Annotated in this window: 23 protein-coding genes; 12 read left to right on the top strand and 11 right to left on the bottom strand. The window is 74.6% G+C overall.

What is annotated here, in order from left to right; translation table 11 throughout:
- Nucleotides 1-23: 23 nt before the first annotated feature.
- Nucleotides 24-758 (bottom strand): ABC transporter ATP-binding protein, encoded by a 735-nt coding sequence (locus tag OF852_RS11940; RefSeq protein ID WP_271119381.1) that lies wholly within the window; start codon nt 756-758, stop codon nt 24-26.
- Between the two features lie 47 nt (nt 759-805).
- On the bottom strand, nt 806-2272 hold the full coding sequence (locus tag OF852_RS11935) for an ABC transporter permease (RefSeq protein ID WP_271119380.1): 1467 nt from the start codon (nt 2270-2272) through the stop codon (nt 806-808).
- 248 nt (nt 2273-2520) lie between these two features.
- Here OF852_RS11935 and OF852_RS11930 point away from each other — a divergent pair, with 248 nt between their 5' ends.
- The 3 genes from OF852_RS11930 to OF852_RS11920 all read left to right on the top strand — a co-directional run bounded on the left by OF852_RS11930 (nt 2521) and on the right by OF852_RS11920 (nt 4242).
- Nucleotides 2521-3435, top strand: coding sequence for a DUF559 domain-containing protein (locus OF852_RS11930; protein ID WP_271119379.1), 915 nt, complete (start codon nt 2521-2523; stop codon nt 3433-3435).
- 158 nt (nt 3436-3593) lie between these two features.
- Nucleotides 3594-3764, top strand: a complete 171-nt coding sequence (locus OF852_RS11925) for a hypothetical protein (protein ID WP_271119378.1) — start codon at nt 3594-3596, stop codon at nt 3762-3764.
- An 82-nt stretch (nt 3765-3846) separates the two neighbouring features.
- A complete protein-coding gene (locus OF852_RS11920) occupies nt 3847-4242 on the top strand; it encodes a DoxX family protein (protein ID WP_271119377.1) in 396 nt (131 codons plus the stop codon).
- Here the strand turns inward: OF852_RS11920 and OF852_RS11915 are convergent.
- Nucleotides 4239-4394 (bottom strand): hypothetical protein, encoded by a 156-nt coding sequence (locus OF852_RS11915; protein ID WP_271119376.1) that lies wholly within the window; start codon nt 4392-4394, stop codon nt 4239-4241. The genes OF852_RS11920 and OF852_RS11915 overlap by 4 nt on opposite strands.
- The gene (locus OF852_RS11910) at nt 4391-4642 is read right to left on the bottom strand and encodes a hypothetical protein (protein ID WP_271119375.1); all 252 of its coding nucleotides are present in this window, start codon (nt 4640-4642) and stop codon (nt 4391-4393) included. The genes OF852_RS11915 and OF852_RS11910 overlap by 4 nt, the downstream gene beginning before the upstream one ends.
- A 217-nt stretch (nt 4643-4859) precedes the next feature.
- On the opposite strand from OF852_RS11910, the gene OF852_RS11905 reads away from it, so the two are divergent.
- The 5 genes from OF852_RS11905 to OF852_RS11885 are packed head-to-tail and all read left to right on the top strand — an operon-like array spanning nt 4860 to nt 10139.
- Nucleotides 4860-6668, top strand: a complete 1809-nt coding sequence (locus OF852_RS11905) for a glycoside hydrolase family 15 protein (RefSeq protein ID WP_271119374.1) — start codon at nt 4860-4862, stop codon at nt 6666-6668.
- Nucleotides 6665-7567, top strand: coding sequence for an SMP-30/gluconolactonase/LRE family protein (locus OF852_RS11900; protein WP_271119373.1), 903 nt, complete (start codon nt 6665-6667; stop codon nt 7565-7567). Before OF852_RS11905 ends, OF852_RS11900 begins: the two co-directional genes overlap by 4 nt.
- An 11-nt stretch (nt 7568-7578) precedes the next feature.
- Nucleotides 7579-8379, top strand: a complete 801-nt coding sequence (locus tag OF852_RS11895; protein ID WP_271119372.1) for an SDR family NAD(P)-dependent oxidoreductase — start codon at nt 7579-7581, stop codon at nt 8377-8379.
- Between the two features lie 31 nt (nt 8380-8410).
- Nucleotides 8411-8953: a Dps family protein gene (locus OF852_RS11890; protein WP_271119371.1), complete on the top strand. Its 543-nt coding sequence runs from the start codon at nt 8411-8413 to the stop codon at nt 8951-8953.
- A 4-nt stretch (nt 8954-8957) separates the two neighbouring features.
- Nucleotides 8958-10139, top strand: a complete 1182-nt coding sequence (locus OF852_RS11885; protein WP_271119370.1) for an NAD(P)/FAD-dependent oxidoreductase — start codon at nt 8958-8960, stop codon at nt 10137-10139.
- Between the two features lie 95 nt (nt 10140-10234).
- On the opposite strand, the gene OF852_RS11880 is transcribed toward OF852_RS11885, so the two are convergent.
- The 3 genes from OF852_RS11880 to OF852_RS11870 all read right to left on the bottom strand — a co-directional run bounded on the left by OF852_RS11880 (nt 10235) and on the right by OF852_RS11870 (nt 12840).
- Complete coding sequence (locus OF852_RS11880) at nt 10235-10525, bottom strand: DUF3072 domain-containing protein (RefSeq protein ID WP_442908628.1); 291 nt, start codon at nt 10523-10525, stop codon at nt 10235-10237.
- Between the two features lie 32 nt (nt 10526-10557).
- Nucleotides 10558-11451, bottom strand: coding sequence for an SDR family oxidoreductase (locus tag OF852_RS11875; RefSeq protein ID WP_271119369.1), 894 nt, complete (start codon nt 11449-11451; stop codon nt 10558-10560).
- Nucleotides 11452-11538: 87 nt separating this feature from the next.
- Entirely contained in the window at nt 11539-12840 is a 1302-nt protein-coding gene (locus OF852_RS11870) for an MFS transporter (RefSeq protein ID WP_271119368.1), read from the bottom strand.
- A 70-nt stretch (nt 12841-12910) separates the two neighbouring features.
- Here OF852_RS11870 and OF852_RS11865 point away from each other — a divergent pair, with 70 nt between their 5' ends.
- Complete coding sequence (locus OF852_RS11865; protein WP_271119367.1) at nt 12911-13540, top strand: TetR/AcrR family transcriptional regulator; 630 nt, start codon at nt 12911-12913, stop codon at nt 13538-13540.
- Nucleotides 13541-13922: 382 nt separating this feature from the next.
- On the opposite strand, the gene OF852_RS11860 is transcribed toward OF852_RS11865, so the two are convergent.
- On the bottom strand, nt 13923-14834 hold the full coding sequence (locus tag OF852_RS11860) for an NAD(P)H-binding protein (RefSeq protein WP_271119366.1): 912 nt from the start codon (nt 14832-14834) through the stop codon (nt 13923-13925).
- Between the two features lie 66 nt (nt 14835-14900).
- Here OF852_RS11860 and OF852_RS11855 point away from each other — a divergent pair, with 66 nt between their 5' ends.
- The 3 genes from OF852_RS11855 (at nt 14901) to OF852_RS11845 (ending at nt 16843) form a co-directional block, all read left to right on the top strand.
- Nucleotides 14901-15245 carry a metalloregulator ArsR/SmtB family transcription factor gene (locus tag OF852_RS11855; protein WP_271119365.1) on the top strand — a complete coding sequence of 115 codons (345 nt, stop codon included), beginning with the start codon at nt 14901-14903 and terminating at the stop codon, nt 15243-15245.
- Nucleotides 15246-15569: 324 nt separating this feature from the next.
- The gene (locus OF852_RS11850) at nt 15570-16013 is read left to right on the top strand and encodes a hypothetical protein (protein ID WP_271119364.1); all 444 of its coding nucleotides are present in this window, start codon (nt 15570-15572) and stop codon (nt 16011-16013) included.
- Entirely contained in the window at nt 16010-16843 is an 834-nt protein-coding gene (locus OF852_RS11845) for a transglutaminase-like domain-containing protein (protein WP_271119363.1), read from the top strand. The genes OF852_RS11850 and OF852_RS11845 overlap by 4 nt, the downstream gene beginning before the upstream one ends.
- On the opposite strand, the gene OF852_RS11840 is transcribed toward OF852_RS11845, so the two are convergent.
- The 3 genes from OF852_RS11840 to OF852_RS11830 form a co-directional block, all read right to left on the bottom strand.
- The gene (locus OF852_RS11840; RefSeq protein WP_271119362.1) at nt 16827-17114 is read right to left on the bottom strand and encodes a 2'-5' RNA ligase family protein; all 288 of its coding nucleotides are present in this window, start codon (nt 17112-17114) and stop codon (nt 16827-16829) included. The genes OF852_RS11845 and OF852_RS11840 overlap by 17 nt on opposite strands.
- A 235-nt stretch (nt 17115-17349) precedes the next feature.
- Nucleotides 17350-18267, bottom strand: coding sequence for an N-acetylglucosamine kinase (locus OF852_RS11835; protein WP_271121171.1), 918 nt, complete (start codon nt 18265-18267; stop codon nt 17350-17352).
- 92 nt (nt 18268-18359) lie between these two features.
- On the bottom strand, nt 18360-23372 hold the full coding sequence (locus tag OF852_RS11830) for a discoidin domain-containing protein (protein ID WP_271119361.1): 5013 nt from the start codon (nt 23370-23372) through the stop codon (nt 18360-18362).
- Nucleotides 23373-23473 lie beyond the last annotated feature (101 nt).

Genomic DNA, 23473 nt, shown 5'->3' with positions numbered 1-23473 from the left:
GGGCGCGGGGCGCGGGTCCCGGGCTACACCTCCCGCACCGCGCCGCCGGCGATCCGCAGTCGCCGCTCCGCACGCCGCGCGACCGCCGAGTCGTGCGTCACGATCACGAGCGTCAACCCGCGCTCGCGCTGCGCGGCCTCCAGGAGGTCCATGATCTCGTCGCGCGTCGCCTCGTCGAGTGCGCCCGTCGGCTCGTCGGCGAGGAGCACGCTCGGCCGCTTCACGATCGCGCGCGCGATCGCGACACGCTGCTGCTGCCCGCCGGACAGCTCGGCGGGCAGGTGCTCGAGCCGGTCACCGAGCCCGAGCGACTCGAGCGCCTCCGCCGCGCGGGTCCGCCGCTCGTCGGCCGGCGTCCCCCCGCTCGCGAACGCGGCCTCCACGTTCTCCCGCGCGGTGAGCGTCGGGATGAGGTTGAAGCCCTGGAACACGAAGCCGATCTCGCGGCCCCGGACGGCCGCGAGCTCTCGGTCGGAGGCGCGCGAGAGGTCCCGATCCCCGAGCATGACGGTGCCGCTCGTGGGACGGTCCAGCGCGCCGAGCATCTGCAGCAGCGTCGACTTGCCGCCGCCCGTCGGCCCCTGGATCGCGACCATCTGGCCGGCCGGGATCTCGAGATCGAGGCCCGCGAGCGCGCGCACCTCCCGCTTCTTCTGCCGGTAGACCCTCGTGACGGAGTCGAGGCGGTAGTCGGCACCGGGGCGGCTCGCCTCCGCGGCGCCGGGGCGCTCCTCGCGGCGGGCGGTGCTGGTGGTCATGTCGTGCTCCTCTCGGACGGGGATGGATGCGGTGCCGGGTCGGGCGCTCATGCGACGCTCCGCAGCGCCTCGGCGGGGCGGAGCCGAGCGGCACGCCACCCGCCGATCGCGCCCGCGAGGAGGCCGCCGAGGATCGCGAGGCCGACCGCGAGGAGGACGACGCCGGCGGTCACGGGTGCCGTGAGGACGACCTCCGCGGTCGATGCCGCCTGCTGGGCGGGACCGCCGCCCCCGCCGCCGGGCCCGCCCATCCCGCCCGGGCCGCCGGAGCTCGCGGCCGCGCTCGTGAGCGTCGGCGAGATCATGCCGATGACGGCGGCACCCCCCACGCCGAGCGCGACGCCGACGAGCCCGCCGATGAGGCCCTGCACGAGCGACTCGCCCGCGACCTGCCGCACGATGCGGCCGTTGCGCCAGCCGATCGCCTTGAGCGTGCCGAACTCGCGGGTGCGGCGGCCCACGCCGGAGATCGTGAAGAGGGTCGCGATGAGGAAGGCCGCGGCGAGCACGATGATCGACAGCCAGGTGCCGAGGCCGCTGACGAGCGAGGACGCCGTCGCGAGGGACCCCGAGACGCTGGAGGCGAGTTCGGCCTGCGTGCTCACGGTCGCGTCGGGCAGCGCCTCCTCGATCTCGGCCTGGACGGCATCCACCTGATCGGAGGAGGCGGCCGCGACCGAGATCCCGGTCACCTGCCCGTCGAGCTCGGCGAGCGTCTGCGCGGTGTCGAGCGGGAGGTAGACGTCGGAGGCCGTCTCGGCGTCGGAGGAGGTGGAGGCGACGAGGCCGACGATCTCGAGCTCGGCATCCCCGACCTCGATCGTGTCGCCGACGGCGAGCTCGGCCGAGTCCGCGTACGTCTGATCGAGCACGGCGACCTCGGCGCCCGCGTCGTCGGCGGCGAGGAGCCGGCCGTCGGCGAGCTCGGCGGAGGTCATCGGCCCGACCTCGGTCGCGGCCGGGTCGATGCCGAGCACGTCGAAGGAGTCGATGCCGAAGGAGCTGCCGCCCGCGCCGTCGGCACCGCCCGCGGGCGCCGAGCCACCGGAGCCGGGCCCGCCCTGACCACCGCCCTGCTGGAGCTGCTCGGCGTCGGGCAGCTCGCCCGAGAACGAGGTGCTCTGGAGGGCGAGGGTCGCGGTCGCGGCGCCGACGCCGTCGAGGCCGCGCACCGTCTCGAGCGCCGAGGCCTCGAAGGCGGCGGCGCCCATCCGCGTGCGGAGCGTGTTCTGCTCGATGCGGCGGGCGCCCTCGTCGTCGGCCTCCCCGTCGCCGGATCCGAAGTCGAACTGCTGCGGGCCGCCGCCCTCCCCGGGCTCCTGGGCCTCGGAGACGGTGACGTCGGTGCCGACGCCGTAGACGGCGGCGAGCGAGGCGGCCTGCGCCTCCTTCACGCCGGCCGAGACGGCGGAGACGATGATGACGAGCGCGATCGCGAGCGCCATGCCCGAGGCGACGACGATCGTCTGCCTGATGCGGCCGCGGAGCTCGCGGCGAAGGTAGGTGAAGTACACGGTTCCCCGTTCCGGTCGGGATGCTGGACGGTGCGACGCTACGAAGGCACCCTCGGTCGGGCTTCGGCGCCGGCTATGACCGGGCTATGAGCGGTGGTGCGGGCGCCTCGACGCCATGTCGGAATCCCGGGCCGCGTCGCCCGATCCCGGTGCGCCACGACCGCTTTCTCCGACGCGGCGCACGTCATCTCTCCACAGATCGGACTCCGGCGGCGCGGGCGACGGCCCGACCACGCCACCATCGGCGGATGCCCCGCGTCTGGACCACCGCCGAGCTCCGCGACGAGGGGCTCGGCCATCACGCGCTCCGGCGCGAGCTGGAGCTCGGCAGCGTCCAGCGGGTGCGCGTCGGCGTGTATGCGCGAGCCGATCTGCCGGCCGACTCGGTGGCCGCCGTCGCGGCCGGAGGGAGGCTGGGCTGCGGCTCCGCCCTGGCGCACCACGGCGTCTGGACGCTCGCCCCGGATGCCGCCGTCCACGTCCAGCTCGAACCGCACGCCCGGACCTTCCCGTCGCGCGTCGACCTCCGGCGGCACTGGGCCGCGCTCAGCGATGCCGACTCGGCGGATCGCGAGTCGGTCGGCGTGCTGGATGCGCTGATCCAGGCGGCGCGCTGCTTCGAGCCGAGGGCGTTCGTCGCGGCGGTCGACAGCGCCCGGCATCTCGGGCTCCTCCGCGAGCACCGGCTCGGCGATCTGCGGCACGCGCTGACCGCCGATGGACGCGCGCTGCTCGACCTCTCGGATCCGTCCGCGGAGTCGGGGATCGAGTCGATCATGCGGGTCCGGCTCCTCGAGCTCGGCCTCCGAGTCCGGAGCCAGGTCTGGATCGGGGCGGCGGGCCGCGCCGACCTCGTGGTGGAGGACGCCGTGGTGGTGGAGACCGACGGCGACCGCTGGCATGACGCGAAGGTGACGAGCCGAGATCGCCAGCGGGATGCCGAGTTCACGCGACACGGGCGGACGGTGCTCCACTTCCGGTACTCGCAGGTCGTCTTCCAGCTCGACGACTGCGCTGCCACGGTGCTCGCCGCGCTCGAGGTGCACCGGCGGGTGCCGTCGGCCGGCGGACGGCACCCGCGGCTGCGAAGGCGCCTGCAGGCGCTCGCCGCGACGTCGGAGCGATCGGCTGCTGCAGGTGGAACCGGTGCCGGAACGGCGTGATCTCCGACATCGCATCGCCGCGCGCGACACCTTCGGGCGGGCGGCGCACCGCCTGGACGCCGGCTGAGTGCGCGCCGGAATCGGGGATCGGCGCGGCCAGGGTGGAAGCACCCCTGCAACCGATGCGCCACTGGGAGGCGCGGAAGGGAGTTCCGGCCATGAGCCGCAACCTCCTCATCATCATCATCGCGGTCATCGTGCTCGCCCTGCTCATCACGGGAGGCCTCGTCGAGGCGCTCCGCGTGCTGCTCTACATCGGCCTGGTGCTCGCGGTCATCGCGCTGATCGTCTGGCTGGTCCGGTACCTCACCGGCCGGAAGACGCGCTAGCGTCCTGCTCGCCGACACGCGAGCTGCCCGCCTCGGCGGGCAGCTCGCGTCCTGGTCTCCAGAGAGAAGGAAGAGGGATGCCATGACCTCGCGATCTCGCGGCGCCGCCCGTGTGCTGCTCGGCGGGATGCTGGCCTTCGCCGGCATCGCGCATCTCACGGTGGCGCGGAAGGACTTCCAGGCGCAGGTGCCGCCATGGGTGCCCGCGGACGAGGATGACGTCGTGCTGCTCTCGGGCGCGGCGGAGATCGCGCTCGGCGGCGCGCTCGTCGCGCTCCCGCGGGAGCGCCGACGCCTCGGCTGGATCGCGGCCCTGTTCTTCGCCGCGGTCTTCCCCGGCAACATCGCGCAGTGGGCCGAACGGCGGGATGCCTTCGGCCTCGACACCGACCGGAAGCGGGCTGTCCGGCTGCTCGGGCAGCCGCTGCTCATCGCTTGGGCGCTGTGGTCGACGGGCGCCCTGCGACGCGAGCGCTAGTCGCGCTCGGGAGTCTCGACGCCGCGAGCCGGGCTCGCGGCGTCCTCCTCGTCGTCGTCGTCGGCGTCCTCGCCGCCCTCCGGCGGCTGCAGGTCGGCGTCCGCCGGCACACTGCCGTCGTCGAGTGACGGGTCCTGTCCGCGGCCGGTCATCGCTCCTCCTCCAGCTCGTGCCCGTCGCCCGTGCGCTGGCCCTCGACGAGCGCGTCGGGGTTCGCCGGCGAGCGCCGCACGGCGGGCCGCTCGACCCGCGGCTCGCCCTCCGTCACGCTCGTCCCCGACGAGACCTCCACACCGGGCTCGACGAGCTCCTCGCGCTCCGCCTCCTCGGCGGTGCGGTCGGCGGCGTCCTCCTCGGAGTCCCAGCCGGCGGCGGCGTTGCGATCCATGTCGACATCCATGCCGCGAGGCTAGACGCGATCGGCGCGGGCGGTGCCGGACGGTCAGGGGATGCCGAGGTCGCGGCACCCGGACCGGCGCACCGCGGACACCTCGCATGCGCGGTGCCCGCGGGGCAAGCCCCTCCGGCTCCACGCCGCCCGACTGGTTCCTGGGCGCCGCTTGGCAGTCCCGCCCGCACCCGGCGACTCGGGCCGCCGCCGCTCTACCGTCGAGGGCATGGCAGAGCGCTCGGGCACGCCCGCCGGCCCCGCGATCGAGGATCACGCCGCGATCGGGGACGGCCGCACGGTCGCGCTCGTCGACCTCGACGGGCGCATCGGCTGGCTGCCCCTGCCGACGCTCGACCGCATCCCGGTCTTCGCGGCGCTGCTCGACGAGGAGCGGGGCGGCTCGATCGAGCTGCGGCCGGTCGCGCAGGGGGCGACCGCCACGCGGCGCTACCTGCCCGGCACGAACGTGCTCGAGACGACCTGGACGACCGAGGGCGGCGTGGCGCGCGTCACCGACGCGATGGTCACCGGGATCGCGGGGCGGCTCCCGTGGGCCGAGCTGGCCCGGCAGGTCGAGGGGGTCGAGGGCGCCGTCGCGATGGCGTGGCGGGTGACGCCCGGCACGGCGCTCCGCACCCGATCGCCGTGGATCGAGCCGGAGTCGGACGGCTCCGCCGTCCTCCGCATCGGCGACCTCTCCATCGGCATCACGACGGAGTCCCTCGGCCGGCAGGACCACGAGGACGGCGCCGAGGGCACCTCGATCGGCGGGCGCTTCCGCACCTCGGCGGGCTCCGTCCACACGCTCGCGCTGGCGGCGACCGACGGCGAGCCGCTCCACCTCCCCCACCCCGGCAACGTGCGCCGGGGCATCGAGCGGACGGCGGAGGCCTGGCGCACCTGGTCGCGCGAGTTCGCCTACGAGGGGCCGTGGCGCGAGCAGGTGCAGCGCAGCGCCCTCGCGCTGAAGCTGCTGATCCACTCGCCGACGGGGGCGATCGCGGCGGCCGCGACGACCTCCCTCCCGGAGAGCCCGACGGGCGGCAAGAACTGGGACTACCGCTTCGCCTGGGTGCGCGACCTCGCCTACGCGACCGAGTCGCTCGTCGCCTTCGGCCTCCGCGAGGAGACCCACGCGGCGATCTCGTGGATGCTGCGGACCATCAAGGCCCACGGCCCGGAGGTCGAGATCTTCTACGAGCTCGACGGCGCGACGCCGGGCGAGGTCGTGAGCTACGAGGTCCCGGGCTGGCGCGGGCTCGGCCCCGTCGTCGCCGGCAACCCGGCGCGCGATCAGCTGCAGCTGGGCGTCTACGGCGACCTGCTCGGGCTGGTCCTCTCCTACGTCGAGGAGGGCAACGTGCTCGACGTCTCCACCGGCCGCTTCCTCGCCGACCTCGCCGACCGCGTCTGCGACGACTGGCGCAAGCCGGACGCGGGGATGTGGGAGCTCGAGCAGGCGCAGCACCACACCTCCTCGAAGATGGGCTGCTGGCAGGCGCTGACCGCTGCGATCCGCCTCGCCGAGCAGGGGCAGATCGTCGACCGCGCCGAACGCTGGCGGGCCGAGTGCGAGCGGATCGCCGCCTGGGTGGGCGAGCACTGCTGGTCGGAGGAGCTCGGGGCGTACACGATGCACCCCGACACGGACGAGCTCGACGCCTCCGTGCTGCTCCACGCGCCGAGCGGCTTCGACCGCGGCGAGCGCATGTCGCGCACGATCGACGCGATCCGCCGCGAGCTCGGCTCGGGCGAGCAGCTGTTCCGCGTCTCCGGCATGGAGGCGGAGGAGCATCCCTTCACCGCCTGCGCCTTCTGGGAGGCCGCCGCGCTCGCCTGCGTCGGCCGCGTCGACGAGGCGGAGACCCGCATGGACGCGCTCGTGCGCATGACGAACGACGTGGGGCTGATGGCCGAGATGACGACCGCCGAGGGCGCGTTCTGGGGCAACATCCCCCAGGCGCTGAGCCACCTGGCGCTCATCGACGCGGCGATCGTGATCCGCGAGATGCGCGGCGAGGGGGCCGGCCGATGAGTGCGCTCGAGGCGGTGCTCTGGCGGGACGCTCGCGCGATCCTCGTCGAGAGCCTGTGGTGGGATGCCGACCGCGCCGCCATGCGGTGGTGCGACATCACGGCGGGCACCCTCCACAGCTCGCCCGCGGACGGCGGCCGCGACGGCGCCGACGAGGAGGTGCTCCGCCTGCCGCCGCCGCTCGCCTCCTTCCAGCCGCTCCCGGCGGGCGGCGCGGGCGGGGTCGTGGCGGCGCTCGGCGACCGGGTCGTCCTCGTCGACGAGGCGGGCGGCATCCCGAGGGAGATCGCGCGGATCGAGCACGCCCACGAGCTGCTGCGCTTCAACGAGGGCAAGTGCGACCCCTTCGGCGCGTTCGTCGTCGGGTCCATGGATCTCGCGGGCGGCGAGGCGGGCGCGATCTACCGCGTCTCGGGCGACGGCCGCGTCGAGGTGCTCGCCCGCGGCATCGGCATCGCGAACGGCTTCGAGTGGGACGACGAGGGGCGGATGCTCTACACCGACACCTCCCGCGCCGCCGTCGTCCGCGTGCCCTACGAGGAGGGCCGCGGCCCGCTCGGCGAGCCGGAGACGGTCTTCGAGGGGCTCGCGTCCGACGGCCTCGCGCGCGACCGCGACGGCGGGTACTGGAACGGCGTCTACGGCGAGGGCCGCGTCGTGCGCTGGACGCCCGGCGGCGGCGTCGACGCCGAGATCCGCGTGCCCGCCCCCAACGTGACCTCGGTCGCGTTCGGCGGGCCGGAGCGCTCGACCCTGTTCATCGGCACGGCGCGCGAGAACCTCCGCGAGGAGGAGCTCGAGGCGGCGCCCCTCAGCGGCGGCGTCTTCGCGATCGAGCTCGACACGGCGGGCTTCCCGCCGCACGCATTCGACGAGCGCCCGGCATCCGGCCGGGCCTGAGAGGAGACACCATGGATCTCGGACTCGCAGGGCGCACCGCCCTCGTGACGGGCGGCGACTCGGGCATCGGCTGGGAGACGGCGCGGCTGCTCCTCGAGGAGGGCGCGACCGTCGTCCTCTCCGATCAGGACCAGGAGTCGCTGGATGCGGCGGCGGCGAAGCTGGACGCCCCGGCCGGCCGGCTCCACGCCTTCGCGGCGGATGTGACGAGCACGGCCGAGCTGGCCGAGCTCCACGAGCGCACCCGCGCCGCGGTCGGCGAGATCGACATCCTCGTGCAGTCGGCGGGCGTCACGGGCGCCCAGGGGCTGTTCCACGAGATCGACGAGGAGGGCTGGGCCTCGACGATCGACATCGACCTCATGGGCCCGGTGCGGCTGACGCGCGAGTTCCTGCCCGACCTCCGCTCGGGCGGCTGGGGCCGCATCGTCTACCTCGTGAGCGAGGACGCCGTCCAGCCCTACGACGACGAGCTCCCCTACTGCGCCGCGAAGGCCGGCGTGCTCTCCCTCGCGAAGGGCCTCTCGCGCTCCTACGCGACCGAGGGGCTGCTCGTGAACAGCGTCTCGCCGGCCTTCATCCACACGCCCATGACCGACGCGATGATGGAGAAGCGCTCCGAGGAGCTCGGCGTCTCGTTCGACGAGGCGATCGAGTCGTTCCTCGACGAGGAGCGGCCCTACATGGAGCTGAAGCGCCGCGGCGAGCCCGAGGAGGTCGCGAAGGTGATCGCCTTCCTCTGCTCGGACGCCGCGTCCTTCGTCAACGGCAGCAACTACCGGGTCGACTCCGGCTCGGTCGCGACCATCTGACGCCGACCGGCGTCGGAGGAGGGAAGAGATCATGACCACGACACTCGACCGCAACACCGAGGCGCCCGCCGACGCGGGCGTCAAGACCAGTCGCCGGCAGAACGCCGAGCACGGGTTCCGCGCCTCGAAGGCGCTCGCCGAGGCGCTGCAGCGCGTCCACGTCGACCTCATCGAGCTGCACATGCAGGGCAAGCAGGCGCACTGGAACGTCGTCGGGCCGAACTTCCGCGACCTGCACCTCCAGCTCGACGAGATCGTCGCCGAGGCGCGCGAGTTCAGCGACACCGTCGCGGAGCGCCTCCGTGCGCTCCACGCCGTCCCCGACGGCCGCAGCGACACCGTCGCCGCGACCACCTCGCTGCCGGCCTTCCCGCACGGGGAGGTCTCGACGACGCAGACCGTCGACCTCGTGACCGAGCGGCTCGAGGCCGTCGTCGGCACGATGCGCGAGGTCCACGACACGGTCGACGAGGAGGATCCGACCAGCGCCGACATCCTGCACGGCATCATCGAGCGGCTCGAGCAGCTCGCCTGGATGGTGAGTGCCGAGAACCGCAGCGTCGCGAAGCGGTGACCCGGTGACGACGCGATACGACTACCTCGTGGTGGGCGGCGGGATGGTCGCGGATGCCGCCGCCCGCGGCATCCGCGAGCGCGATGCGCGCGGCACGATCGGCATCCTCAGCGCCGACGTCGAGCCGCCGTACACGCGGCCCGCGCTCTCGAAGAAGCTCTGGACCGATCCGGAGTTCGACTGGGACCAGGTGCCGCTCGGCACGACCGAGGCGACGGGGGCCGAGCTCCGGCTCGAGACCCTCGTCACCCGGATCGACCGGGACGCGCGGGAGGTCACGACGGCCGCCGGCGAGACCATCGGCTACGGCGCGCTGCTGCTCGCGACCGGCTCGACGCCGGCGCGGCTGGCGGCGCCCGACGACGACCGCATCATCCACTTCCGGAGCGCGGAGGACTATCGCGCGCTGCGACGCCTCGCCGGCCCCGGCGTCCACGTCGCGGTGGTCGGCGGCGGGTACATCGGCGCCGAGCTCGCGGCCGCCCTCTCGCAGGAGGGCAGCCGCGTGACGCTCGTGCACCCGGACGCGGTGCTCGGGGGCTCGCAGCTCCCCGCATCGCTCGCGGAGGGCTTGGAGTCCCGGTTCCGGGATGCGGGGGTCGAGGTGCTCGGCGGCGTGCGCGCCGAGCGCGCCGAGCCGGCCGTGGATGCGGTCGTCGTCCACCTCGGCGACGGCCGCTCCGTCGGCGCGGACGTCGTGGTGGTGGGCCTCGGCGCGACGCCCGTGACGGAGCTCGCGGAGCAGGCCGGCCTCCCCGTCGACGACGGCGTCGTGGTCGATGCGCACCTCCGCACCGAGGACCCGGCCATCTGGGCGGCGGGCGACATCGCGCGCTACCCGGATGCGATCCTGGGCCCCGTGCGGATCGAGCACGTCGACCACGCGGAGGCCTCCGGCCGCGCCGCGGGCCGCTCGATGGCGGGCGACACCGCACCCTACGAGCACACGCCGTACTTCTACACGCAGGTCTTCGACGTGCGGTGGGAGGCGGTCGGCACGCTCGACGCCTCGCTGCCGACGCTGGAGGAGCGGCTCGACGACGATCGCGTCGTCGTCTACTACCTCGACGGCGAGCGCGCGATCGGCGTCCTGCTCTGGAAGGTCGAGGAGCGACGGGATGCGGCGCGCGCCGTGCTGCGCGATCCGCCCGCGACCCGCGAGGAGCTCGTCGGCGCGATCCGCTGAGCACGCGCCGCGGCGCACGACGAGGCCCCCGCCGCTCGGCGGGGGCCTCGTCGCGTCGTGGGCCGCGCGCCGTGCGACGGCACGGCGCACCGGGGTCAGCTCGCGCCGCGACCCGTCGCCTGCTGGAGGCGCTCGATGTGCTCGCTCGCCTCCGCCTTCGTGAGCTCCGCCGGCAGCTCCTCGCCCGCCTCGCGCGCGAGGGTGTCGAGGTAGCTGCGCTGCGCCGCCGTCATGGGCTCGTCGCCCGTCACCCAGTCGGCGGGGTCCTTGCTCGCGGCCTCCTCGGGGTCCGCCCGGCCGCCGAGCGTCTCGTGCTCGACGACGCCCGCGTCGCCCGCATCGATCTCCTCGGGCACCGGGGGCGCCTCGTCTCTCGGATCGGTCATGTCATCCACTTTCCTTCCGCGGGTCCGGCGCCTTACGGCGTCGGCATCCCGCCGTTGACGTTGAGCGTCTCGCCGACCACGTAGGTCGACTCCGCCGAGGCGAGGTAGACGAACGCGGGGGCGAGCTCGGCGGGCTGGCCCCAGCGGCCGACGCCCGTCTGCGAGCCGGCGTCGGGCAGCGCCTCCGGCGGCTGGCCGCCCGCGGGCTGCAGCGGCGTCCAGATCGGCCCGGGGGCGACCGCGTTGACGCGGATGCCCTTCGGCGCGAGCTGCTCCGCGAGGCCCTTCGAGAAGTTGTTGATGGCGCCCTTCGTCATCGCGTAGTGCACGAGGTGACCGGAGGGCGCGTACGCCTGGATGCTGGTCGTGTTGATGATGGAGGAGCCGGCCGGCAGGTGCGGCAGCGCCGCCTTCGTGATCCAGAACGTCGCGTAGATGTTCGTCTTCATCGTCGCGTCGAACTCCTCGTCGTCGAGGTCGACGAGATCCTCGACGTGCTGCTGCTTCCCCGCGTTGTTGACGAGGATGTCGAGCCCGCCGAGGCCCTCGACGGCACGCTCGACGAGCTCGCGGCAGAAGGCCGCATCCGAGATGTCGCCGGGGATCGCGACGGCCTTCCGGCCGGCCTCCTCGATGAGCCGCACGATGCGGTCGGCGTCCGACTGCTCCTCCGGCAGGTAGCTGATCGCGACATCCGCGCCCTCGCGGGCGTAGGCGATCGCGGTCGCGCCGCCGATGCCGGAGTCGCCGCCCGTGATGAGCGCGCGCCGGCCGGTCAGCTTGCCGGAGCCGACATAGCTCTCGGCGCCGAGGTCGGCCGGGTCCTCCATCTCGGAGTCGAGTCCGGCACCCTCGAGGTACTGCTCGGGGGTGTCGATGTCGGCGTAGATCTTCGTGGGATCGATGAGCGAGGGTGCCTTGGTCATATCCCGACGCTACGGAGCGGTCGGGGTGGGATGCGGCGGCTCCCAGCCGGCGCGGCGGGGACGCTCAGCGGGCGCGGACCTGGGCGATCAGGAGCTCGCCGCCGCCGGCTCCGGGGCGGTCTCGCCCCGCGCGCCCGGCCCCTCCCCGGCCGCCGCGCTCGCGATCCGCGCGCGCACGAACACCACGACCGCCGCGAGCATGAGCACGGCGCCGATCCAGTACGGGGCCGAGTGCGCGACGACCGTGTAGAGCAGGCCCGCGACGACCGGGGCGAGCATCCCGATCGCCGAGTTGAGCGACTGGGCCGCCCCCGCGATCCAGCCCTGCTCGTCGTCGCCGACCGAGTTCGAGAGGACCCCGTCGATCGTCGCCGTCGTCGCGCCCTGACCCGCCGCGAGGACGAGCGTGCCGACCACGAACAGCCAGGGCTGGGCGAGCAGGGATCCGATGACGCCGAGCGCCACGAGGCCGACCGCCTGGGTGACGATGCCGCTGATGATGATGCCGCGCTCGCCGATCCGGGGCAGCAGGATCGCGAGGAGCCCGCCCTGGATCGCGATGTCGAGGATGCCGACGACGGCGGTGAGCAGTCCGACCTGCGTCGCCGTCCAGCTGAGCTCGTCGAGCGCGAGCACGCTGAAGTTGTTGACGAAGAACACGAACGGCACCGTCACGAGCACGAACCCGAAGAGGAGTCCGCGGAGCTCGCGGCGGGCGAAGGCGTCGCGGAACACCCGCAGCGGGTGGAGGGCGCGGAGGTCGAGGCGCGGGGTCCGGCGCTCGGGAGCGAGGCTCTCGGGCAGGGCGAAGATGCTGAGGATCGCGATGACGAGCGCGATCGCCGCGGTCACGAAGACGGGCAGGTCGGTGCTGATCGCGGCGAGGAGGCCGCCGAGCGCGGGGCCGGCCATCATGCCGATGCCGGAGAGCGCGCCGAGGAGGCCGAAGCGCCGAGCGCGCTGCGCGGGCGGCGTGATGTCGGCGAGGTAGGCGAAGAGCGCCGGCATGTCGCCCGCGGTGATGCCCTGGACGATCCGGCCGATCAGCAGCATCCAGATGGAGCCGCCGAGCCCGAAGAGGAGGTAGCCGAGGGCCGCGCCGAAGGCCGAGGCGATGATGACGGGACGGCGGCCGATGCGGTCGGAGAGCCCGCCGAGGATGGGCGCGACGAGGAAGGCGCAGAGGGCGTTGACGCCCTCGAGGATGCCGACCCAGATCGCGAGGTGGCCCTGGTCGGGCACATAGCGGAGGACGACGAACGGGAGCACGGGCAGCACGACGGTCATCCCGATGACGGTGAGGAGCGTCAGGGCGACGAGCATGGCCCACGCGCGGCGCGCGCCGATCGGGCGGTGCGGTGCGGTGGGCGAGGCGGTTTCGGTGGTCACGATCCGTAACTGTACTCGTACCAGTTTTGTTGTCAATACGATTTCGGGATCGATCCGCTAGAGTGCCGACATGACCGAGGACCCCGCGCGCGCCGGGACCGGCGCTCCGGCCGCCGGCCGCCGCGAGCGCAAGAAGGCCGCGACCCGGAAGGCGATCTCGGATGCGGCCACGCGGCTATTCCTCGAGCGCGGCTTCGACGAGGTCAGCATCCGCGAGATCGCCGACGTCGCCGACGTCTCCCCGACGACCGTCTTCGCGCACTTCCCGCAGAAGGAGGCGCTCGTCTTCGACGAGGACGAGGAGCAGCGCGACGAGCTCGTCGCGATCGTGCGCGACCGCCCGGCCGGCACCGGCATCCTCGAGGCCTTCCAGGCCGCCTTCCACCGCGGCGTCGCCGAGCAGGCGGCCTACGGCCGGCAGCGCCGCGCCTTCCTCGAGCTCGTCGACTCGACCCCGGCGCTCAACGACTACGCGGCGCGCATGTGGCTGCGGCACGAGCAGGCCGTGGCGGCGGCCGTCGCCCAGGACCTCGGCCGCGAGAGGCCCGACGACGCGATCCGCGTGCTCGCCCGCTTCGTGCTCCAGATCCAGCTGCTCGCCTTGGAGTCCGAGGATCCCGCCGCCGCCCTCGACACCGCCTTCGCGCTCCTCGCACCGGGCTGGGCCGAGCTCGAGGGGCGCGCGGGGCGCGCGGGCTAGACCGCCGCGAGTCGCGCGTCCGCCTCCGCGAGGATGGCCTCGAGGGCCGCCGGGTCGTGCGCGACGCGGCCGAGGAACAGCCCGTCGACCGCGTCGCGAGCTCCGCGAGGAGCCCCCGCCCCGGCCCTCCGGCCCCTTCCGAAATGCAGGACCAGCGCGCCCTGCGCGCATCCCGGACCCCGGGATCTCGGGGGGCGAGCGCATCCGGTCCTGCATTTCGGAAGGGGGTCTGGGGGCGGGGGCGGGGGGGGCCGGCACGAGGCTGAGAGGGAGGCGCGAATCGGCGCGCGCCGTCCGGGTCGCCGCCGTGTGATCCGCGGGATGCGGAGCCGCGGCCTCCCGGTCCGGTACTCGCCGATCGCATCCTCTCGAGCCACCTCGATCAACCCGCCCGGCGCGCCCTCCACCACCGCACGACACGGAGGTCGTCCGCCCCGAAGGCGCCTCGATCAGGGAGCGCCGCGCGGATGCGCTCCTCGGTGAAGCGGCCGCGCGGGCGCAGCGCGGCGGGCACCTCGGGCGCGGCCGGCGCGGCCTCGCTGACGCCCTCGGCGAGCATGAGCGCCTGCGCCCGCGCGACGAGCGGCACCGTCATGACCGACTCGGCCAGCACGGCGATGACCCGGATCGCCCAGATCGGCACCGGGATGTAGACCGGTCGCCGCCCGGCGACGTGCGCGATCCGGCGGACCGCCTGCCCGAGCGGCAGCTGCTCGGCGCCCATCACGGCCACCGTCGGATCGGGGATGCGCCCCTCGAGCGCGCCGACGATGACGTCGACCGCGTCCTCGACGGGGACGGGACGCACATCCCGCTCCCGGAATCCCACCGTCGCGAAGAACGGCCAGGTCCGCACAGCGCGCGCGACGTGATCGACCATGTGGTCGCCAGGGCCGTAGATCATGCCCGACTTGAGGATGGTGTGCTCGAGGCCCGAGGCGCGGACGAGCTCCTCGGCCTCCCACTTCGACTCGTGGTAGCCGGAGCCCGTGCCTGGCCGGGCGCGGAGGAAGCTGAGCATGACGATGCGGCGGACGCCGGCGCGGCGCGCCGCCTCGATGACGGCGGCGGTGCCGTCGACATGGACGCGCTGATAGGTCTGCTCCCCGATCTCGCGGTTGATGCCGGCGCAGTGGGCGACGGCCTCGCAGCCCGCGAAGGCGGCGGCGAGCGCGTCGACGTCCTGCACGTCGACGCCGGTGCGGCGCGAGACGACGACGGCGCGCTCGGAGCCGAGACGCGCGGCCAGGCTCCGCCCGACGAAGCCGGTGCCGCCGGTGATCGCGACCTTCATGATGCTCTCCTTTGCTCCTGAGCTAATCGGCTAAATACTATTTAGCTGGAGTGCTATATTGCAAGCATGGCCGACAGCGCGAGCGACATCTTCGCGGCGCTCGCGCACCCCACTCGCCGACAGATCCTGCAGGACCTCAAGGACGGCGAGCTCTCCGCGGGTGACATCGCGGGCCGCTTCGACGCCTCCGGTCCCACCATCAGCCGCCACCTCGGCGTGTTGCGCCAGGCTGGGCTCGTGACCGAGCGCCGGGACGCGAACCGCATCCTCTACTCGCTTGTGAGCGACCGGCTCGCGCTCTCGGTCGGCGACTTCCTCTCGACCGTCTGCCCCGAGCAGATCGTGCTGCGCGAGGTGCGGAAGACGCGACGCGGCGACGCGAGCGGCGCCGCCCGGCCCCGCTCCGCCTGAGGCCGGCCGCGCGGGCTCGGCACCACCTGCCGCCGAGCCGATGCGGATCGACTCGGCCGCCGCATCCTCCGCCCCCCGCCCCCGCCCCCGGCCGGCCCCTTCCGAAATGCAGGACCAGCGCGCCCTGCGCCAACCCCGGACCCCGGGATCTCGGGGGGCGAGCTCATCCGGTCCTGCATTTCGGAAGGGGGTCTGGGGGGCGGGGCGCGGGGGGGGGGCACGAGGCTGAGAGGGAGGCGCGAATCGGCGTGGGCCGCCGGGGATCCGGCCCAGACTGGAGCGGTGGCGCGCCGACCGGGCGCGCGAACCGAACGGAGACGGCCCATGCGAATCCGCATCACCCCCCTGCTCGTCATCGGCGGCGCCGCCTGGTTCCTGACGCAGACCGAGAGCGGCCGTCGCGTCGTCGACGCGGTGCGCCGCGGGGTCGGCGAGGTCGCGAGGGATCCGCGCACCGCACGCGCCAAGGCGACCCTGCGCGACGCCGGCGAGGACGGCGCCGAGCTCGCGAAGGACCTCGCCGGGGATGCGCGGGTCGCCGTGCGCGACGGCGTGCGGGATGGGCGCGAGAAGGTCGGGCAGCTCGCACAGGATGCCGCCGCCGCGACCTCTGAGGCCGTCGAGCGCGGTGCGGATGCGGTCCGCTCCGGCGCGGACGCCGTCCGGTCCGGTGCCGAGTCGGCGCGCGAGGCGGCGGGCGACGCCGCCGCGCAGGTCCGCTCCCGCCTCCCGAAGCGCGACGGCGACGACGCCGCCTCCGGCGCGTGACCGCGGACGGCACCACCCCCGCACGCACCACCCCGGACCGCACCACCCCGGACCGCACCGTCTCGGCCCGCCTCCTCGTCGAGGTGGACGAGCCGGCGACCCTCGAGCTCGCGATCGCGGCCGCGCAGTCCGAGGCCTCACCCACGATGCCGGACCGGGCCCGCCGCACCCGCGTCGACCTGCAGCACGGCACCGTCACCGAGCTCGTCGAGCTGCCGCGCGGCACGCACGAGCTCGCCTACGAGGCCCGCATCGAGGGCCGCGACGAGTCGATCGCCGCCGTCGTCGAGTCCGCCGACCTCATCCGCTACGGCCGCGCGAGCCGGTACTGCGAGTCGGACGCGCTCATCCCGACGGCGCAGGCCGAGTTCGCCGGGCTCGAGGGTCGCGCCGCGGTCGAGGCCGTCCGCGACTGGGTCGCCGACCGGCTCGACTACGTCGCGGGCTCGACGACCTCCCTCGACACCGCCGTCTCGGTGCTGCTCTCGCGCCGCGGCGTCTGCCGCGACTACGCGCACCTGACGATCGCCCTCATCCGCGCCCTCGACATCCCGGCGCGACTCGTCGCCGTCTATGCGCCGCAGCTCGAGCCGATGGACTTCCACGCCGTCGTCGAGGCGTACATCGAGGGCGCCTGGCATGTGGTCGACGCGACCGGCCTCGCGCCCCGCGCGGGCATGGCCCGGATCGCGACGGGTCTGGATGCGGCGGAGACGGCGTTCATGACGGTCACCTCCGGCGTCGCGCAGCTGCGCGAGCTCGAGGTCCGAGCCGCCGCCGACGAGCCCCTGCCCTCCGACGACGGCACCGCCCTCATCCGGCTGGGCTGAGCGTCGTCGCGCGCTTCGCGACTGCATCCCAGTGGCGCAGCCGGGTCGCCGTCGCGGGCCGCTCCCCGGGCTCGGCGAACAGCCGGCGCGCCGCCTCGAGCTGCGCGGGCCGCAGGCGCCCCGCGAGGGTGACGTGCGGAGTCCAGCTCGCACCGCCGGCGGGCACCCCGGGCGGGGCATGCTCCGCGACCGCCTCGGCGGCCAGCCGCTCGCGCAGCGCGGTCAGCTCCGGCGACGGCAGCACGAGGCGCACGAGCGGGCGCCGCTCCACCGTCGCCGAGCAGCCCGGGCGGGCCCAGCCGCAGCGAGATGGGGAGCCGTTCCGCCGCGAGCACGGCCGGCTCGAGCCGGAGCCGCGCGCCCACCAGGAGCGTCACGTGCGGCCGGTTGCTGGAGCCGGGATGTGCGCCCCGGCTCGAGAGCCCCGCCTCGGCGAGCGCGGCCCACTCCTCGCGGACCGCCCGCTCGCTCGCGTCGTCGAGCAGAAGCTCGAGGCTCTGCACGGCTCAGGCGCTCCGAGCCATCGACCGCCGCGCCTCGCGCACCTCGCCGCGGAGCGCGTGGCCCTCGGGGAGGCCGATGAGCAGCCCGGCGCCGTCGAGACCGTCGCCGAGAGCGTCGACGAGCTCGACGTCCCGGCGCGCGTGGCTGAGCGTCGCCGCGAAGTGGGCGGCGATGACGTCGGAGCGGAAGATGCTGCCGATCGCGGCGACCGCGATCCCGCCGTCGCCGTGGTCGATCTGCCGCGCCGCCGCGAGCGCGGAGGAGGAGAGCTCCCGCGCCGCCTCGATGCACACCCGCTCGGCGGCGGCATCCGAGCCGGCGAGCCCCGCGACCTCCTCGGCGAGCGCCGCGATCCGCCGGACGCGGTCGGGATCGGACTGGAGGTCGATGTAGGCGGCCTCCGGGTCGGGCCAGCGCGCGCGGAGGAGCCCGAGCAGCGCGGTCGGCTCGGCGCGCCCGTCGTGCGCCCGCATGGCCGCGTCGAGCGCGCGGCGGCCGATCCAGTAGCCGCTCCCGGCATCCCCGATGAGGTGCCCCCAGCCGTCGACCCGCACCGAGCGCGTGCGGCCGACGCCGAGCGTCACCGCTCCCGTGCCGGCCGCGACGACGACCCCGACCCGGTCGCCGAGGGCACCGAGGTAGGAGGTCGTGGCGTCGTGCGCGAGCAGGATGCGGCGCACGCCGAGCTCGGCGACGAGCTCGAGCAGGCGCTCGGCGTCGGCCTCCTCCTCGGTGAGCCCGCTGACGCCGAGCGCGAGCACGTCGATGCGCCCGCCGGTGCGGCGGGACGCCTCGCGCGCGGCCTCCGCGAGCTGCCCCAGGAGCGGGCGGTTCGTGCGGACGGGCGGCAGGAGCAGGTCGGCGCGGGTGCCGTCGCCGCTCGCGACGCGCGCCTTCACCGCGGTCTGCCCCGCATCCATGGCCACACGGATCTCGTCGATCTCGATTCCTCTTCCTCTCGCGCGGTCGGGGCGGACGCCTGCGCGCCCGCCCCGACCGACTCCCGCTCGGGCTACTTCACCCGCACCTTGATGACGTTGGACTTCGCGGCGGCCGTCGTGGCCGTGCCGGAGTAGCGGACGACGAACTTGTGGCTGCCCGCCTTGAGCTTCGGCATCGTGAACGTCGCACGCCCGTCGACCAGCCGCACATCCGCCTTGTAGGTCCGGCTCCCCGCGGTGACCGACACCGTGCCGGTGATCGGCGCCCTCGAGGTGGCCACGACCTTGACCTTCGGGCTCTGCGACCGGGTGATGGTCGTCTTCGAGAAGGACGCCTTGAGCGTCACGGCGGCCTTCGCGACCGCGATCCGCGCCTCGTCGGCCGAGGCCGCGAAGCGGGCGTCCCCCGAGTACCGGACCTCGAGCACCTGGTCGCCCGGCAGGAGGAGCGCGCGGTCGAGCGCGACCTTCGCCCGCCCGCCGACGAGGGCGGCCGAGCCGAGCTCGACGTCGCCCGCGACGACCGTGACGGTCCCCGTCGGCGTGCCGCCGGCTCCGGAGACCCGCACGGTGACGGACGCGCCGTCGTGGTAGCGGATCGCCTCGGCCGAGGGGATCGCCGCGGTCAGCGTGTCGATGAGCGCGACGCCCGCCTTCGGCACCACGACCTCGCCCGCCGTCTCGACGTTGCCCGCGCGGTCGATGCCGCGGAACCGCACGACCGTCTTCGCCTCGCCCACGGTCACGGGGCCCTCGTAGCGCTCCCAGTCCCCGTCGCCGATGCGGATCTCGACCCGCTCGACGCCGCTCGTCGCGTCGGCGCTGCGGAGCGTCACGCGCCGCGCGTCCTCGTCGACGGAACCCGCGGTGACGGGGGTCGCCGAGTCGATCCGACCGGACCAGCTCGCCTCGGCGAGCGTCCCGCCCGACTCGTCGAGAGCGCGGAACCGCACCTCGTGCTCGCCGTCGCCGGCGACCGTCACCGTGCCGTCCACCGCGGCCCAGCCGGCGCCGTCGACATCCGCCTCGACGAGGTCGTCGAGCTCGACGCCCTCCGCCTGCGGCTCGAGCGCGACGTCGCGGGTGTACCAGCCGGCCTCGCCGTCGGGCTCGGCCGGGTCCGCGACGACCTGGAGGTCGAGCGGCGCGACCTCGACCTGGAAGTCCCGCGTCGACGACTCGCCGACGCCGTTGTCGGCGGCGACGGTGAAGGCGGCGGGGCCCGCCTCGGTGGGGGTGCCGCTGATGGCGCCGCTCGCGTCGAGCACGACCCCGGCCGGCAGCGCGCCGTCCGTCACGGTGAACTCGGGCGCGGGCGTGCCGGACGCGGAGAGCGAGCCGGTCGCGGGGCGGCCGACCTGCCAGGCCGGGAGCTCGCCCTCGATCTCGCCCGTGGGGACGTCCTGGACGACGCCGGGCTGGAGGACGCGGAGCGAGGTGAGCGCGGCATCCCCGGCCGACCAGGAGGTCGAGACGGCGACATAGCGCGCGGTCCCGCCCGGCTCGACGACGCCCGTGCCGCGTCGCGGCGCGTCGCCGACCTCGCGGAACGCGAGCCCGTCATCGCTGACCGAGACGGCGGCGGCCGGCACCTCGCCGTCCGCCCAGAGGAGGGCGATGGAGCCGATGGGGCGCGCCGTGCCGAGGTCGACGACCATGCGGCCGTCCGGTCCGGGCGTCCACGCGGTCCGCGCGTCACCGTCGACCGCGGCGGCCGGCGAGGTCATGCCCTCGGGGAGCACGGAGGCCGGGAAGGTGTTCGCGAGGAGCGCGCGGTCGCGCAGCGGGAAGGCGCCCGCCTCCGCGATGCGCACCGCCGCGGGCTCGCCCGCCGTCAGCTCGACGGTGCGGCGCTCGCCGGTCTCGACGTTCCGCACCTCGAGGGAGCCGGCGTCGGGCGAGGTCAGCTCGACCGAGCGCCCGTCGGCGACGACCGCGCCGGCCGTCGTCGTCGCGAGGGCCGCGACCGGCACCTCGAAGCGCGGCGCGAGGACCCGCGCGGTGTCGGCCGGGATGTCGACCGTCACGACCGAGCGCGCGGCGTCGAGCCGCTGCGTGCCCTCGTAGAGCGGGGCGGTCTCGCCGTCGTGCGGCACCCGCACCTCGACCCGGGCGTCCTCGCCCGTGAGGTTGAAGACCGAGAGGTAGCCGTCGAGCGTCGACGCGACGACGCCGTCGGTGTCGGTGCGCGGCTGCGGGGTCGCGGCCTGCGCCGCGGTCGCCTCGGCATCCCCCGGCACCATCTCGACGATGAGCGGCTCGACCGAGCCGGTCGGCGCGTCGGCGAGGCGCACGGCGTGGGCGTCGAGCGACTCGCGCGAGACGGTGATCGGCGCCTCGGTGCCGCGGACCACGAAGCCCGCCGCGCCCTCCACGTTGAGCCAGCCGCCCTCGGTGCTGAGGATCTGGTCGCCCGTGAAGCGGTAGCTCGCCGCGTCCGTCCAGGTCTCGCCGTCGAGCGAGGTCTGGATGCGGTAGTCGCGCCCGGCGGCCGACTCCCAGCCCAGCTGGACCTTCGCGATCGCCGTCGGCGCGCCCAGGTCGACCTGGATCCACGAGTCGGGCCGGGTGCGCTCGGCGTTCGCGACCGACCAGCGGGTGGTCGCGCTGCCGTCGGTGACGGCGCCCGCGGCGCGGGCCGCGGACTCGACGCTCGACGCCGTCGCCGGCTTGCCGCGGGCGGCGTCCTCGCCCCCGGGGGTGAAGGCCCGCAGGTGGTAGAGCGAGTAGCCGTAGCTCGGGTTGCCCTGCACGCCCTGCATGCGCACGTAGCGCGTCGTGACCGGCGCGGGCTCCGTCTGCCCGGCCGGGGTCAGCTCGACCGTGTCGAGGCGCGCGACGTTCGCGTCGGCCGCGTTCTCGGCGCCGTAGGCGGTCTGCGTCGTCCAGTCCGTGCCGTTCTCGGAGGTCTGGATGAGGTAGCGGGAGCCGGCGCTCGACTCCCACGCGAGGCGGACGGCGCCGACGGTCTGCGATGAGCCGAGATCCACCTGGATCCAGGAGTCGGCGCGGGTGCGCTCGCCGGTCGCGACCGCCCAGCGCGCCGTCGGGCTCGCCTCGGTGACGCGCGCGGCGGTGCGGCCGCCGGCGGTGTCCTGGCTGGACGCGGTCGCGGTGCGGCCGGCCGCGAGGTCGGCGGTCGAGGCGGCGTCGGCGCCGTAGACGTGGAACTTGTACATCGAGTACCCGAAGCTCGCGTTGCCGCGGACGCCCTGCATGCGCACGTAGCGCGCGGAGCTCGGCGCGAAGGCGAGGTCGTCGATCCGTGCGGCATTCGCGTCGCGGGCGTCGGCCGGGCGGGTCGCGGGCCGCGTCTCGGTCGTCTCGCCGTCGGCGCTCGTGTAGGTGCGCGATCCGTCGAGTCCGGCGTAGCCGCCCATCTGGAGGTTGCGGACGGTGAGGGCGGCGTCGTCGCGCCCGGCGCCGCTCGAGGCGTAGATCGCCGAGCCGGTCGGCAGCGTGACGTGCCCGACGCGGCCGCCGCCGATCCGGAAGAGGGATGCCGTGCCGTCGAAGCCGTCACCCGGCGCCGTGTAGCGCTCGGTGCTGCGGGCGTCGACCGTCGCGCCCGTCCGCGGGTAGAGGTAGGGCGTGTTGCCGGAGACGTCGAACATCCACGAGTTGTGCGCGGGCACCCACGGGAACTTCACGAAGCCGGTGCGGCTCGAGGCCGCCGCCCAGGCGCGCTCGCTCTGCTGGACCGTGAGGCCGGCATCCGCGCCGAAGTCCCGCGTGCCGCTGAGACGCGCGAAGAAGTCGTCCTGCGGGGTCGCCTCGACGACGCCCGCCTCGGACTCGGCCGCCTCGACGTGGAGGAGGTAGGAGATCGCGATCTCGGCGCGCGCCTCGGGCTCGTACTTCGGCTCGCCGGAGAACTTCGTCAGCCGGTCGGCCGGCGCGTACGCCTGGTAGTCCTCGAGCGCGGCGGCGAGGTTCGCCTCGGCGCGGACGGCGTCGGGATCCCGCAGCACCTGGCCGAGGAACGCGATCGGCAGCACGTCGCGGCCGTAGAGGTACTCGCGGTCGGCGACCATCGGCATGAACGGCTCGCCCTGGTCGGACATGACGAGCTTGATCGACTCCCACAGCTCGGCCGCGTTGGGCTGGCGGGTGAGGATCTCGGGCAGCGGCTGGTCGTTCACGATGAACTGGATCGCGTTGCGCCCGCCGGAGCGCCAGATGTCGGACTGGTAGTGGGGCCCGAAGGAGCCGTGGTTCTCCACGAGGTAGGTGTCGCGGATGTTCTGCATCGTGTTGCTCGAGATCGGCTTGCCCGCGACGAGGGCCGGGTTGTTGCGGTCGGCGGTCGGCTGGCCGGCCGCGTTGCGACCCCAGTCGGCGAGCTGCTCGGCCCAGCGGCCGGCATCCGCGTCCTGGGGCGCCCAGGCGAGACCGGGGGCGAGCGCCTGCGTGTAGACGCCGACCTCCTCCTGCGCGGTGTCGCCCTCGTACTTGCCGTCGGGCCAGTCGGCGGTCCAGGAGCCGGAGAGCGGGTCCTTCCCGTACTCCAGGTCGGCGGTGTACCGCGACTGCTCCGCGGCGATGGTCGTGAGGTTCGCGCGCGTCGTGGCGTCGAGGTCGTCCCAGAGGAGCCTGCCCGCGACGAGGAAGTAGGACTGGAAGGTCGAGTCCCAGAACAGCCGCTTGCCCCAGGTGCCGTTCGGGTTCACGAAGCGGTTGAGCGCCGCGTAGTGCGTGATGGTGGCGACGGTCTTCTGCTTCAGCACCTCCTTCGACACCCCGGCGAGCTGCTCGTCGTACTCGCCGTGGGTCACGAGGACGGCGTTCCCGAGCACGACGGCGAAGTTGAAGTCGGTGAAGCGGTAGACGCCGGCGCTCGCGTCCCACACGGTCTCCGCCCAGCGCGTGTGCCGCAGGAGCGCGCCGTAGTAGTCGGCGGCGATGGCGTCGGGCGCGCCGTACTCGGCCTGCGCGGCGGGCGCGGCGGCCGCGCTCGGCGCCGGGAGCACGACGGCCGCGGCGGGCGCCGCGAGGGCGAGGGCGAGCAGGGCGATGGATGCCCGTCGGGCGGCGCGGACGGCGGGCTTCAGGGTGCGGGGCAGGGTCACGGGTTCCTCGATCACGTCACTGGAATCGGGCGGGCTGTGGCGACGCGGCGGGGCCGCGCCCGGCCGGTCGCGAGACCGGCCGTCGGGTGATTGGAGTCGAGCATGGCGCAGATTGA

This window comes from Homoserinibacter sp. YIM 151385 (assembly GCF_027912415.1).
GTDB lineage: Bacteria > Actinomycetota > Actinomycetes > Actinomycetales > Microbacteriaceae > Schumannella.
Note: the sequence above shows the minus strand (reverse complement) of the source record. Positions and strands in the feature narration are given on the sequence as shown.